Raw genomic sequence first — 13,554 nt, 5'->3', positions numbered from 1 at the left:
ACACCATGAGCACACCCAGCGAGCCTGCTCGCAAGGTCATCCCGATTACGCCAGTCGCCGCCGATGCGTCCTCTGCGGGCGAGATCATCTCGCTGTACGAAGCGCAAAAGAAGATCTACCCGCGCTCGATCAGCGGATTGTTTGCGCGCTGGCGTTGGGGCATGGTGCTTTTGACTCAGCTGGTGTTTTACGGGCTGCCGTGGTTTGAATGGGGCCAGCGCCAGATGGTGCTGTTTGATCTGGGAGCTCGCAGGTTCTACATCTTTGGCCTGGTGCTCTATCCGCAGGATTTCATCTATCTCACCGGTCTTCTGATCATTTCGGCGCTGTCGCTGTTCCTTTTCACCGCCGTGGCAGGGCGCCTGTGGTGTGGCTTTGCCTGTCCGCAGACGGTGTACACCGAAATGTTCATGTGGATCGAGCACAAGATCGAAGGCGATCGCAGTGCCCGCCTCCGTCTGGACAACGGTCCCTGGACGTTCGAGAAGATCCGCAAAAAGTTTCTCAAGCAGGTGGTGTGGATCACAGTGGCCCTGTGGACTGGGTTCACTTTCGTAGGGTACTTCGTGCCTATCCGCGAACTGGGCAGCGAGCTGCTGGCGTTTGAAGGCGGCTGGCAGATTTTCTGGGTGCTGTTCTACGGCTTTGCCACCTACGGCAACGCAGGCTTCATGCGCGAGCAGGTCTGCAAGTACATGTGTCCCTATGCGCGCTTTCAGAGCGCAATGTTTGATAAAGACACGCTCATCGTCACCTACGACCCTGAGCGTGGCGAGCAGCGCGGCCCGCGCAAGAAGAACATTGACTACAAGGCCCAGGGGCTTGGCGACTGCATTGACTGCTCGCTGTGTGTGCAGGTCTGTCCGGTGGGCATCGATATCCGGAAGGGCTTGCAATATGAGTGCATTGGTTGCGGGTTGTGTGTGGACGCCTGCAATACCGTAATGGACAAGATGCAGTACCCGCGTGGCCTGATCCGCTATTCCACCCAGAACGGCGTGGCCAAGCGCTGGACGCAGTCCCAGATGCTGCGTCGCGTGCTGCGTCCCCGTGTGCTGATCTACACCGCCGTGCTGGTAGCACTGTGCGTTGCCATGCTGGCCAGCCTGGTGGTGCGCACGCCGCTGAAGGTGGATGTCGTGCGTGACCGGGCCGCGCTCTCGCGCATTGTGGCGGGGGGCAAACTGGAGAATATTTACCGGCTGCAGATCATGAATGCCACGGAGGGCGAACAGCGCTACCGCATCAGTGCGCGTGGACTGGAGGGGCTGGAGGTGGCCTCCGAGGCCGAAGTGGATATTGGCGCAGCAGAGTCGCGCTGGGTGGCCGTGCGTTTGCAGATTCCGTACGGTTCCGCCACGTCGGGCTCGCATGCGGTTCAGTTTGACGTGCAGGCCGTCGGGGCAGCTGCCCACGTGACGGAAAAATCCGTGTTTCTTGTGCCGCGTTGAGCGGCATCCCGGTGGGGCCTTTCAGGGCCGCACTTTGACCGATATTGTTGAGGAGTAGAGCACCATGTCTTCAAACCCTGCCATCGCGACACCGGCAGTTCCCATGCCCTGGTGGAAGTTCGGCCATGTGTGGCTGGTGATTGCCGGGCCTGCCATCGTGATCGTGGCTGGCTTTGTGACGCTGTGGCTGGCGATTTCTCGGCCTGACCCGGTGGTGGCCGAGGATTACTACCGCCAGGGCATTGAGATCAACAAGACCTTGGTGGCGCCGGAGAAAAGCCTGGCACCGGCCCTCAAGGCCCGCAACCATGCGGCCACCCCCGTGCAAGACCAACCACGCTGACAACCCGCCGGTCGCTGCCCCCAGCGACCCCAGGCAGCACCAGGAGACAGAACCGATATGTGGACGCAACGCCTGATGTGGATTGCATGGCCCGCCTTCTTGATGGCGGGCGTGCTGGAGATGCTGGTTTTTGCCATGGTGGACCCCCAGGACCTGCACTGGTTCGGCCAGCCCCTGGCGCTGTCACGGCAAGGGGTGTACACCCTCGCATTTTTTGTGTTTTGGGCCATCACCATGGCAACGAGCGCATTGACGACACTGCTTTCCATGTCTCCGTTCGAGGTCAACCGGTGCCCGGTGCCCGATGGGGAGCGCCCCGACGATTGCCGCAAGACATCGTCCTGCCCCTGAGCCCTTTTCGCCTGCTTGTCTGGGCATGCAATGCATGCCGTTTCGCAAGAGATGGTTGTACTTTGTGCTGAACCGACTCTCTGCGTGGAAGTGGCTCAGTGTCAGTGTCGTCAGTGGCAGGTCTGCTGGCTGTTCACAATGCGTCGCAGGGCATCGGTGTCGAGAATGCGCACATGGCGCTGTTTGACTTCCACGATCCCTTCTTCCACAAACTTGGAGAAGGTCCGGCTGACCGTTTCGAGTTTGAGACCGAGGTAGCTGCCGATTTCTTCGCGCGTCATGCGCAACACCAGTTCCGACTGCGAGAAGCCCCGTGCATGCAGGCGCTGCACCAGGTTCAGCAAAAAGGCGGCCAGGCGTTCCTCGGCACGCATGCTACCCAGCAGCAACATCACGCCGTGCTCGCGCACGATCTCGCGACTCATGATCTTGTGCACGTGGTGCTGCAGGGCAGTGACTTCGCGTGACAGCTCTTCAATGCGGTCGAAGGGCATGACACACACTTCGGCGTCTTCAAGTGCCACCGCATCACAGGTATGGTGGTCATTGACGATGCCGTCGAGCCCGATGATCTCGCCCGCCATCTGAAAGCCCGTGACCTGGTCGCGACCGTCTTCCGTGGCCACGCAGGTCTTGAAGAACCCGGTGCGGATGGCATACAGGGACGTGAAGGACTCGCCATTGCGAAACAGCGTGCCTCCGCGTTTGACTTTGCGACGGACGGCGACCACCTCGTCAATGCGCTGGAGCTGCTCTTCGTTCAAGCCCACGGGCATGCACAGCTCGCGGAGGTTGCAGTTGGAGCAGGCGACTTTGATGGTGAGCGGGTTCATAGGCACATGGACTTGGGTTGTTGGTCGAGCATATCGTGCTTGCCGTACACGAACCTGAATACAGGGCGCGGGCGAGCGGCTGACCTTCATCAAATTGTCGCCGTATCGCTTGTTGGTTCACTTGATGCAGGTCAAGGACATGTCCCGGAGCCTACGGCACAGTCAAGGTGTACGCAAGGAAATTTCCCCATGACTGCTGTTTCGCCAGATCTTCTGCGCCGCTTTGACGTGCCAGGGCCCCGTTATACGTCCTATCCAACGGCCGACCGATTTGTGGAGGCCTTCGGTCAGGAAGATTATGTGCTGGCGCTGCAGCAGCGCCGTTCGGGCACGCTGGCCAAGGCCATGCCGCTGTCCCTGTACGTGCACATCCCGTTTTGCGAATCCCTGTGCTACTACTGCGCCTGCAACAAGATCATCACCAAACACCATGACCGCGCCGAGGTCTACTTGCGCTACCTGAGCCGCGAGATCGACCTGCACACCGCGCACTGTGGCGTAGGACAGGTGGTGAGTCAATTGCACCTGGGCGGTGGCACGCCCACCTTCCTCTCAGATGCGGGCTTGCGGGAGCTGATGGCCATGCTCAAGCGCAGCTTCACGCTGGCGCCCGGGGGCGAATACTCGATCGAAGTGGATCCGCGCACGGTCAACTCCGAGCGTCTGGCGCTCCTGGCTGAATTGGGCTTTAACCGCCTGAGTTTTGGCGTGCAGGACTTTGATGCCGAAGTGCAAAAGGCCGTGCACCGCATTCAGCCTGCAGAGCAGGTTTTTGCACTGGTGGAGTCCGCTCGCTCGCTGGGCTTTGATTCGGTGAACGTGGACCTGATCTACGGCCTGCCGCGCCAGACGCCAGAGTCTTTTGACCGCACGCTGGCGCAGGTGGCGCAGCTGCGGCCTGACCGCATTGCGTTGTATGCCTATGCACACTTGCCGGAGCGTTTCAAGCCACAGCGTCGCATCATCTCCGCCGAATTGCCCACGGGCGCGAGCAAGCTGTCCATGCTCTCGCGCTCACTCGATGCGTTCATGGACGCTGGGTATGTCTATGTGGGCATGGACCACTTTGCTCTGCCTACCGACGCACTGGCTGTGGCCAAGCGCCAGGGACGCTTGCACCGCAACTTCCAGGGCTACAGCACGCAGCCAGACTGCGACCTGATTGGGCTGGGCGTATCGGCCATCGGCCGGGTAGGGGCGACTTACAGCCAGAACTCCAAGACGCTGGACGAGTACTACGACTTCCTGGACCAGGGGCGGCTGCCTGTGGTCCGCGGGCTGGCCTTGACCCGCGACGACCTGGTGCGCCGCGCGGCCATCATGGCCCTGATGTGCCAGGGCGAGCTGCTGTTCGAGCCGATGGAGCAGGCGTGGTTGATCGATTTCCGCCAGTACTTCGCAGCAGAGTTGGCGCAGCTGGAGGGTATGCAGGAGCAGGGGTTGGTACGGGTGGGTCCGGAGGGCATTGAAGTGACCGCCACCGGGTGGTTCTTCGTGCGCGGTATCGCCATGGTTTTTGACCGTTATCTGCAGGCTGACCGCAACCGCGCCCGGTTTTCGCGCATCATCTGACACCTATGCTTGCCACTGTTGGCTGGACTGCTTTGCTCATGGGACTCGCTGGCGGGTCCCATTGCTTGGCCATGTGTTCCGCGCCGTGCGGAGCATTGGTGCGGCAGGGCGGCGCACCACAGGCGGACGGTGGTGTGGAGCAGGAGGTGCGCTGGGCGCCGCGTGGCGGTGCGCTGCAGCGCACCATGGCCTTCCACGCAGGGCGCCTGATGGGGTATGCCAGCGCAGGTGCACTGGCGGCCTTGGCCATGGACAGTCTGGCATGGCTGACCCAGCAAACCAGCGCGCTGCGCCCCGCCTGGACACTCATGCATGTGGCGGTGATGGCCTGGGGGCTCATGATGATGGTGCAGTCGCGGCAGCCTGCGTGGGTGGAGCAGGCGGGCCGCTCCGTGTGGGCGCGTGTTCGTCCGCTGGTCGGGGCTCCGGGCGGAGTGATGGCGGCCGGGGTTCTGTGGGCCCTGATGCCTTGTGGACTGCTCTATTCGGCCCTGTTGGTCGCGGCGCTCAGCGGGGGGGCGCTGGAGGGGGCCCTCACCATGGCTCTGTTTGCAGTGGGCAGCGGGGTGTGGCTGGTGGGCGGCCCCTGGGCTTGGAGCAGCCTTCGCAACCGGCTGAATCTCGCGCGGGCGCAGTGGGGCACGAGGGCCGCAGGCGCCATGCTGTGCGCGGTAGCTGCCTGGGCGCTGTGGATGGATCTCATTTACAAGCCGTCGCTCTGGTGCCGCTGAGCGCGAGGCGCTGATCCGTCGACATCACTCCAGTCGCCCCGCGGCTGGAAGGTGGGCGATTCCTTTGTCGCGGGGACCGGGGTGGTCCAGCCAGGCCCGCTTTCAGTCAAGTGTTGCCGGATCGCTGCGCGGCCTGTCGGTTCTTCGCCACGTCACTGGAACTGGTGATAATCTGCGTAACTATTGGTGGCATTGATGTCGCCATGTATCGTGCGCCTGACGTGAACTCATCCATCCTCATCGACATCAGCCAACTGCGTGTCGGCATGTACATCCAGCTCGACGTGGGCTGGATGCATCATCCGTTCCCGACCAGCAGTTTCCGGGTGGCGTCGTCGGATCAGATCACCACTTTGCGGGAGCTGGGACTGACCGAGGTGCGTTACGTCCCCAAGAAGAGCGATCCTGAACTCCAGGAGCTGGTGCCGGCCGCCTGGAGCGTGCCCGAGATGACAGCCCCACCGCCCAACGGCCTGGATGCGCCCGGGCCTGGGACGGCCACTGTCGTAGACCCCGAGGCACAGCGTCGCCGCGAGCTGCTGGAAGCACAAAACCGGGCCTTGGCCGCCTGCAATCAGCGTTTCTCAGAAGCCACGCGTCAGTACCAGTCCATGGAGCGCACGGTTTCCGAGCACCCGGACCAGGCCAGGGCCAAGGGGGAGGCGCTGGTCTCTGGATGCGTGACCGAACTGCTGGAAAACGGCGACTCCGTCATCCGGCTGCTGTCCGAGGGCGTGGGCGAGCGCAACGGGTTGCATCCGATCAATGTGATGGTGATTTCGCTGCTGCTGGGGCGATCCCTGGGCATGAAGAGCGAGGAGCTGCACGATCTGGGTGTGGCAGCATTGATCCACGACATTGGCAAGCTCAAGCTTCCGCCCAATCTGCGTCAGCCTACGCCCTCCATGATCCCCATGGAGCGCACGCGCTACGAGACCCACGTGGTGGAATCCGTGGCCTTGGCCAAACGCATGGGGTTTGCCGATGCGGTGCTGACTGCAGTGGCCCGGCACCACGAGATGTGTGACGGCAGCGGGTTTCCCCAGCGCTTGAAGGGGCCTGACCTGGGGCGCATGAGCCAGGTCCTGGCACTGGTCAATCAATACGACCGGATGTGCAACCCGGCCATGGGTGTGACGGCGCTGACGCCGCATGAGGCGCTATCCGTCATCTTTGCCCAGCTCAAGGCGCGGTTTGATTCGGTGGTCCTGGGGGCTTTCATTCGCATGATGGGGGTGTACCCGCCCGGCTCCATCGTGCAGTTAGTCAACGACCGGTATGCCATCGTGGCATCGGTCAATTCGTCGCGGCCCCTGCGGCCCAAGGTCATCGTGCACGACCCGCGCGTACCGAAGGATGAAGCGCCGATACTGGATCTGGAAACCGTACCTGAACTGGGCATACGGCGCAGCCTCAAGCCCGCGCAGCTCCCGCGTGACGCGCTGGACTACCTGTCGCCTCGACAGCGGATCTGTTACTTTTTTGAGCGAGCGGTCAGTCCCGGCCCTGACGAGGCCTCGGCGTGAACGACTTGCAATCGCTCGGATGGCTGGATGGCCTGCAGGAGGCCGTGTGGCTGCTGGATGAGACAAGCCAGCACATTCTGCAAGCCAACGCAGGCGCCGAGCGTCTGACAGGGCTGTCTGCCGCTGACATGCAGGGGCGGTCGGTGCTGGATCTGGCCAGCACGCCCCAGGAGCTGGCGTTCTGGTCCGAGCCGGCCGATGTGATTGCCCAAGGCGTTCCTGCCCACACCAGTTTGCTGCGTGCCGATGGCAGTCTGGTACCGGTGCAGCGTTGCGTCCGGCGAGTGCCCTGGGGGGCGAGTGGCACCAGTGTGCTGCTGCTGACCATGCTGGACCGCAGCCGCCAGGAGACCACCGAGCGCGAGTTGGAGACATTGCTTTCTGAGTTGCGTGCCACGCTGGATTCCGCTGCCGACGGCATGCTGGTGTGTGGACTGGACCGCGGTGTGCGGGCATTCAACCAGCGCCTGGCGCAACTGTGGAACCTGCCGCGCCAGCTGCTGGTAGAGCGTGACGATGCTGCTGTATACGCCTTCATGGCGGACCAGGTCGCAGACGCCCGTTTGTATGCCGAGCGCTTGGCAGCCATCGACCGCGAGCCGACGCAAGAGAGCACCGACATCGTCGAGTTGCGCAATGGTGTGGTGCTGGAGATGCGCACGGTGCCGCAGTTCAGCCAGGGCCGTGCGGTGGGCCGGGTGTATTCGTTCCGGGACATCACCCGCCAGACCGAGATCCAGGCCAGCCTTCGCTTGGCTGCGCGCGTGTTCGAGTCCAGTCTGGATGCGATCTTCATCGCAGACAGTCAGCACCGCATCATGCGCATGAACCCGGGGTGTGAGCGGCTCGTGGGGCCCACGGCCAAGGGTTTTGAAGGCTGTGTGGCGGCCTCGCTCTTTGGCGGTGGCTCGGATGCCTCGTTCATGGAGCAGGTCCTGCAGGGCTGGGCGCAGGATGGCTTCTGGGAAGGCGAGTTGTGGCTGCCCCGTGACAACGGCGCGTATTGTGCTGTCCAGTTGTCCTGGGTGGCCCTGCGGGATGATGAAGGGCGGCTGGTGCAAAGCATTGGCTTCATGCGCGACCTCACACTGCAGCACGCCGCACAAAAGCGAATCGAAGAGCTGGCCTATAGCGATGCCCTCACCGGTCTGCCCAACCGCCTGCTGCTGTCTCAGCGGGTGGATACCGCCATCCAGGGAGCACGCCAGAGCGACACCGGCTTTGCGATCCTGTTTTTGGACATGGACCGATTCAAGATCATCAATGACTCTCTGGGGCACCCCTTTGGGGACCGGGTGCTGCAATTGGTGGCCGAGCGTCTGCAGACCTGTTTGCGGCAAACCGACATGCTGTGCCGCCTGGGGGGGGATGAATTTGTCATCTACCTGCACGGTGGCGACGCATCCGTTGCGGAGAGCGTGGCGCGCCGGATTCTGGACGACATGCTCAAGCCCTTCATGCTCGACAGCATGGGCTTTTCGATCCAGTGCAGCATCGGTATTGCGCTGTACCCGCAAGATGGCGCTACGCTGGACGACCTCATCAAGCAGTCCGACACCGCGATGTATCGCGTCAAGGAGCGCGGACGAGGCAGCTACGGCTTCTACCAGCCGCAGATGAACGCCAACCTGCTCGCGCGCATGCAGATGGAGCATGCGATGCGCCAGGCGCTGGGCCTGCAGCGCATGGCCGTGCACTACCAGCCTCAGGTCAATATGGCGACCGGGCGCATCACTGGAGCTGAGGCGCTATTGCGCTGGACGGATGCAGAGCTCGGCGCGGTATCGCCCGCCGTGTTCATTCCTTTGGCTGAAGAATCGGGTTACATCGTGACGCTGGGCGCCTGGGTGATGGAGCAGGCGGTGCGCGAGGCCGCCCTGTGGATGCACAGCGGCACGCCCATCATGATTTCCGTGAACGTGTCTGCGCTGGAGTTTCGCCAGCCCGATTTTGTGGATCGCATCACGCGCCTGCTGGCGGTGCATCAGCTGCCACCGACGTTGCTGGAGCTGGAACTGACAGAAACCATCCTGTTGCAGGACGCACAGGAGATGGAGCAGCGCCTGCGCGTGCTGGCCGACCTGGGCATTGGCCTGGCGATCGACGATTTCGGCACCGGCTATTCGAGCCTGGCCTATCTCAAGAAGCTACCCATTCACAAGCTCAAGATCGACCAGTCATTTGTGCGTGGCCTGCCCGACGACGACGGCGACCGGGCCATTGTCAGTGCCATCATCAGCATGGGCCGCGCCATGCACATCGAAGTGGTGGCCGAAGGGGTGGAGACTGAAACCCAGCAGGCGGTGCTGCAGCAAATGCAGTGCGAGCACTACCAGGGCTTTTTGTGTGCGCCGGGGCTGCCGGCAGACCAGTTCCGCGCCATGCTGAGCCAACCCCTGCCGCTGAAGGCCCAGGGGCGTCACCGACCGCTGAGCACCTGAAGCTCCAGCGCTCAGCGACCGGAGGCTGCGGCTCAGTAGACGGCCGAGAGTCCGCCACTGTGTCGGCCTTATACGGCCGAAACGCCCTTCCACAGCATGTAGGCCGCCAGGCCAAACAGCAACGAGGCAAACACGCGCTTGAGCTGCTTGACGGGAAGATTGTGCGCCGCCTTGGCTCCCAGCGGGGCCGTCAGCACGCTGCAGCTGGCAATCACGCCCAGTGCCGGCAGCCAGATATAGCCCAGCGATGCCGGTGGCAAGCCGCTCACGTTCTGTCCGCCAATGGCGTAGCCGATCACGTTGGCCAGCGCGATGGGAAAACCCAGAGCGGCGCTGGTGGCCACCGCATTGTGGATGGGCACATTGCACCAGGTCATGAAGGGCACGCTGACAAAGCCGCCACCCGCGCCGACGAGACCCGACAGAAAGCCGATCACGCCGCCTGCCGCCACCTGGCCTGCGCCACCCGGCATCTGGCGCGTGGGCGCAGGCTTCTTGTCCAGAAACATCTGCGTGGCAGAAAAGCTCACAAACAGCGCGAAGAAGATCGCCAAAAAAGAGCCCTTGAGCAGTGCAAACACACCCAGGCTAGCGACGAAACCACCCAGCACAATGCCGGGCGCGAGGCGCTGGACGATGTCCCACCGCACGGCGCCGCGCCGGTGATGGGCACGCACGCTGGAGATGGAGGTGAACATGATGGTGGCCATGGAGGTGGCAATCGCCATCTTCACCGCCAAGTCCGGCGCCACCTGACGAGCGCCCAGGATGTAGGTCAGGAACGGCACCAGCAGCATGCCGCCTCCAATGCCCAAGAGCCCCGCCAGAAAACCTGTGGCCAGGCCGAGCACACCGAGTTCAACAATCAGCAAGGGATCGAGCATGGCGGGATATCAGGCAACAAAGGACAACAGAGCACGCGGAGAGCCGCGAAAAATGCCCTGTCACGGACGCAGCAGCAAGTGCTTGCAATGACAGGGCATGGGGAAGAGGGTGTCTGCGAATACCACCGAACTCTCATCCTGAACCGGGGGTTCAGGTGGGCGAGGGCAGCCTGGCGTTGGGTTCATCTGACGCGAGATGATCACGCTCACCGGACGATGTACCAAGCCCGAGCTCAATGAGCATTGGTTCAAGGAAATATAAAGCCCGACAGCTTCGCAGACACGCCAATTGTAGGTGCTGCCAGCGGGCGCTGCGCGCTCGGGGTCATGTAAAGCCCGCAAGCGGCTGTGACGGACGGGCAAGAGGAGCGGTGTGCCTCAGCACACCAAGGACTAGAGAAGGCGTCCGTCGTCGCCCAGAGCGTCGTCCAGACGCTGTACCAAGCTTTGCAGGCGCTGCTGGTCGGTATCCGGCAGCAGGCTTTCCTGGTGCCCCACCACGGGAGCGCTGGCACTGGCAGATGGACTTGCCACGGGCTGTGCTGCAGCCGCAAGGTCTGCGGCTTCGCGGTCGGCGATCTCGAAGGCCAGGTTCAGCGCGGCCAGTACGGCGATACGTTCCCGCGCCCGGACCTTGCCCGCATCGCGGATGCGCGTCATCGCGGTGTCCACGCGCTCCACGGCGTCCAGCAGGCGGCTTTCGTGGCCCTCGGGGCAGGTCAGCAGATAGCTTTGCTGCAGGATCTGCACCTCGATTTGCTTCATTCGGCTTCTTTCGTGAGCGGCGCGGCGGCGGGCAGGCGTTCGAGCAGCGCATCCACCCGGGCGCGTGCTGCGCTCAAGCGGGATTTGAGCGAGTCGCGCTCCTGCGTCAGTGCCGCAACTTGATCAGCCAGCAGGGCATTGGTGCGCTGCAACTCCGCATGTCGCAGCAGCAGGCGCTCCACGCGCTCGGCGATCTGGTCGGTGGGGGACGGTATTGCCATACAGCCTTGGATTGTAGGCGGTGTGACACCGAGCGGTCCCTGGCCCCAAGCTGCAGTGGTGTGCAATGCGCAACAGATACAAGTGCATTGTCGGCCGCGTGGGTGCCATGCGGAGTTGCCCGCTTGATCTGGCGCGCTGGGAGCAGCTTGTAAACGGTCGTAAAATCTAGATGTTGGTGCTCGCGGTGTGGTTCACATGCCGCAGTTCAACGGGAAGCAGGGAGGCGCCGTACCACCGGTACCCGCCCAGCCTGCGCTGCCCCCGCAACGGTCAGCGGACGAATCACCTGATTCTCTCTCCATCCATAAGCCACTGGGCGCCTTGAACAAGCGCCTGGGAAGGCATTGGGGGGGTGTTCCGCCAGCCCGGATACCGGCCAACACGGTGGCTGCGTGCGCCCTTTTTTTGGCGCTGCGCGGCTGTATCACCCACATGCTGGCGGGAGGCCGGCCCGGGTTGTTTGTTGACCTTGATCCCCATGAAAATCCGTACCCTTCGTGCGCGCCCTGTGGCGTCGTTGCGCCTGCCCGCCCCACGCCTGGCCCTGCTGTCACTGTTGGCTGGCAGCGCCTGCGCCGCTTTCGCACAGACCGCCCCGGCCACCGGCGAGCTGCTGGCGCAAAACCTGCGCGCACCGTCGTTGTCTGAAACGGTGGTGGCAGCCACGCGCACCCCGCAGCCGCTGGCCGATCTGGTGGCCGACATCTCCATCGTGGACCGCGAAACCATCGAAAGCAGTGGCGCCACCGGTCTGGCCGACTTGCTGGCCCGTCTGCCCGGTGTGGAGTTCTCGCGCAACGGTGGCCCTGGCACCACCACTGGCGTGTTTCTGCGCGGCGCGGAATCGCGCTTTACTGCGGTGTACATCGATGGGGTGCGCATCGACTCTCAATCCACCGGTGGCGCGCCCTGGGAGAGCATTCCGCTGGGCCTTATCGACCGCATTGAAGTGCTGCGCGGTCCGGCAGGTGCTGTCTATGGCTCAGACGCCCTGGGCGGCGTGGTGCAGATCTTTACCAAGCGCGGTGAAAACGGCACGGCGCCCTACGTGGGCGTGGGCGTTGGCAGCCACAACACCACCAAGCTCGAGGCAGGGATCAGTGGTGCCAGCGGCACGCTGGACTACGCCCTGGGACTGGCGCGTGATGACAGCAAGGGCTTCAACGCGCGCCCCATCGCTGGACAGAACCCCGACCGTGACGGCTACCGCAGCACGGCAGGCCACGCGCGGGTAGGCCTGCAGGTGAACGCAGTGCATCGCCTCGAAGGCACCCTCATGCTGAACGACACCAACAGCGGCTACGACAGCGGCCTGGGCAAGGACGACCGCAACCTGCACACCATGCACGCGTTGGGCCTCAACTGGATCGCGCAGTGGAGCAGTGCCTACAAGACGCGCTTTTCCATCACCGACTCGCGCGACGAATACGAAACCCGCCCCTCGCCGTACCTGAGCGACACGCGCCTGCGTGGCTACTACTTCCAGAATGAATGGCGCCAGGGCGCGCACCTGGTCACGGCGGCCCTGGAGCGCCGTGAAGATCGGCTGGAGAACAAACCCATCGACGCCAAACGCTCGCAAGACGCGCTGGCGCTGGGCTACGGCTACAACGCTGCAGGCCACACCGTACAGCTCAATCTGCGTCACGACTCGGACAGCGAGTTCGGTGGCAAGAGCACTGGCAGCGTGGCCTACGGCTACGCCATCACCCCGCAGTGGCGCGCTACGGCGTCGGTGGGCACGGCCTTCCGTGCGCCCACGCTGTACCACCGCTTCAGCGAATATGGCGTGGCCACGCTGCGCCCCGAAAGCAGCCGCAATGCCGAAGTGGCGCTGCGCTACGCCCAGGGCAACAGCACCTTCTCTGCCACGCTGTTCCGCAACCGTGTCAGCAACCTGATTTCGTTCTCTGGCCCAGGCACGTGCCTGTCGGACTTTGGCTGCTACGCCAACACGGCCCGCGCCGAGTACAAGGGCGTCACGTTTGCGGGCTCGCACCGCGTGGGCGACGTGCAATTGCATGGCTCCATTGACCTGCAACGCCCGCGTGATCTGGACACTGGCAAGCAGCTGGCGCGCCGCGCCAAGCAGCACGCCACGTTCGGCGCCGACACCCGCCTGGCGGGTTGGACCGTGGGCGCCGAAGTGCAAGCATCAGGCCGCCGCTTCGACACTGTGGCCAATACCAACGTGCTGGGCGGCTACGCGCTGGTCAACCTGTATGCCAGCACCCGCCTTGCACGCGACTACACGCTGCTGGCCCGCATCGACAACCTGGCCGACAAGGACTACCAGCTGGCCCGCACCTACGCCACCGCAGGCCGCACGGTGTACGTCGGTGTGAAGTGGGCGCCGCAGTGAAGCCCCCCCTGAGGCGCTGCGCGCCTTCCCCCCACGGGGGGACGCCACCCGTGGCCTGGCGGAGCCAGTTCCA

Annotated in this window: 12 protein-coding genes and 1 riboswitch; of the genes, 8 read left to right on the top strand and 4 right to left on the bottom strand. The window is 63.5% G+C overall.

Going from position 1 to position 13,554, the window contains the following annotated elements; genetic code table 11:
- Positions 1–5 precede the first annotated feature (5 nt).
- The 3 genes from ccoG (at position 6) to N4G42_RS15985 (ending at position 2,145) form a co-directional block, all read left to right on the top strand.
- Complete coding sequence (gene ccoG / locus N4G42_RS15995) at positions 6–1,451, top strand: cytochrome c oxidase accessory protein CcoG (RefSeq protein WP_099730652.1); 1,446 nt, start codon at positions 6–8, stop codon at positions 1,449–1,451.
- Positions 1,452–1,515: 64 nt separating this feature from the next.
- Positions 1,516–1,794, top strand: a complete 279-nt coding sequence (locus tag N4G42_RS15990; protein WP_260667877.1) for a FixH family protein — start codon at positions 1,516–1,518, stop codon at positions 1,792–1,794.
- 57 nt (positions 1,795–1,851) lie between these two features.
- Positions 1,852–2,145: a hypothetical protein gene (locus N4G42_RS15985; protein ID WP_056064380.1), complete on the top strand. Its 294-nt coding sequence runs from the start codon at positions 1,852–1,854 to the stop codon at positions 2,143–2,145.
- A 110-nt stretch (positions 2,146–2,255) separates the two neighbouring features.
- Here the strand turns inward: N4G42_RS15985 and fnr are convergent, their stop codons facing one another.
- Positions 2,256–2,978: a fumarate/nitrate reduction transcriptional regulator Fnr gene (fnr, locus tag N4G42_RS15980; protein ID WP_015014806.1), complete on the bottom strand. Its 723-nt coding sequence runs from the start codon at positions 2,976–2,978 to the stop codon at positions 2,256–2,258.
- Positions 2,979–3,167: 189 nt separating this feature from the next.
- Here fnr and hemN point away from each other — a divergent pair, with 189 nt between their 5' ends.
- The 4 genes from hemN (at position 3,168) to N4G42_RS15960 (ending at position 9,248) form a co-directional block, all read left to right on the top strand.
- Complete coding sequence (gene hemN, locus N4G42_RS15975) at positions 3,168–4,550, top strand: oxygen-independent coproporphyrinogen III oxidase (RefSeq protein WP_056064378.1); 1,383 nt, start codon at positions 3,168–3,170, stop codon at positions 4,548–4,550.
- 5 nt (positions 4,551–4,555) lie between these two features.
- Positions 4,556–5,281 carry a sulfite exporter TauE/SafE family protein gene (locus N4G42_RS15970; protein ID WP_260667876.1) on the top strand — a complete coding sequence of 242 codons (726 nt, stop codon included), beginning with the start codon at positions 4,556–4,558 and terminating at the stop codon, positions 5,279–5,281.
- A gap of 221 nt (positions 5,282–5,502) precedes the next feature.
- Positions 5,503–6,807: an HD-GYP domain-containing protein gene (locus N4G42_RS15965; protein WP_260667875.1), complete on the top strand. Its 1,305-nt coding sequence runs from the start codon at positions 5,503–5,505 to the stop codon at positions 6,805–6,807.
- Positions 6,804–9,248 (top strand): GGDEF and EAL domain-containing protein, encoded by a 2,445-nt coding sequence (locus N4G42_RS15960; protein ID WP_260667874.1) that lies wholly within the window; start codon positions 6,804–6,806, stop codon positions 9,246–9,248. The genes N4G42_RS15965 and N4G42_RS15960 overlap by 4 nt, the downstream gene beginning before the upstream one ends.
- Before the next feature lie 68 nt (positions 9,249–9,316).
- Here N4G42_RS15960 and N4G42_RS15955 read toward each other — a convergent pair whose 3' ends face one another.
- From N4G42_RS15955 to N4G42_RS15945, 3 genes are all read right to left on the bottom strand, one after another.
- Positions 9,317–10,132 (bottom strand): sulfite exporter TauE/SafE family protein, encoded by an 816-nt coding sequence (locus N4G42_RS15955; RefSeq protein WP_121942567.1) that lies wholly within the window; start codon positions 10,130–10,132, stop codon positions 9,317–9,319.
- 393 nt (positions 10,133–10,525) lie between these two features.
- On the bottom strand, positions 10,526–10,897 hold the full coding sequence (locus tag N4G42_RS15950; RefSeq protein WP_056064363.1) for a cell division protein ZapA: 372 nt from the start codon (positions 10,895–10,897) through the stop codon (positions 10,526–10,528).
- A complete protein-coding gene (locus N4G42_RS15945; protein WP_015014799.1) occupies positions 10,894–11,118 on the bottom strand; it encodes a hypothetical protein in 225 nt (74 codons plus the stop codon). Before N4G42_RS15945 ends, N4G42_RS15950 begins: the two co-directional genes overlap by 4 nt.
- Positions 11,119–11,275: 157 nt before the next feature.
- Positions 11,276–11,515: riboswitch (cobalamin riboswitch) on the top strand.
- Positions 11,516–11,597: 82 nt separating this feature from the next.
- Between N4G42_RS15945 and N4G42_RS15940 the strand changes: the two genes are divergently transcribed.
- Positions 11,598–13,481, top strand: coding sequence for a TonB-dependent receptor domain-containing protein (locus N4G42_RS15940; RefSeq protein ID WP_260667873.1), 1,884 nt, complete (start codon positions 11,598–11,600; stop codon positions 13,479–13,481).
- Positions 13,482–13,554 lie beyond the last annotated feature (73 nt).

The organism is Acidovorax sp. K2F (assembly GCF_025246485.1).
Lineage (GTDB): Bacteria > Pseudomonadota > Gammaproteobacteria > Burkholderiales > Burkholderiaceae_C > Acidovorax > Acidovorax delafieldii.
The sequence above is the reverse complement of the archived record's forward strand: the minus strand, read 5'-3'. Positions and strand labels throughout refer to the sequence as shown.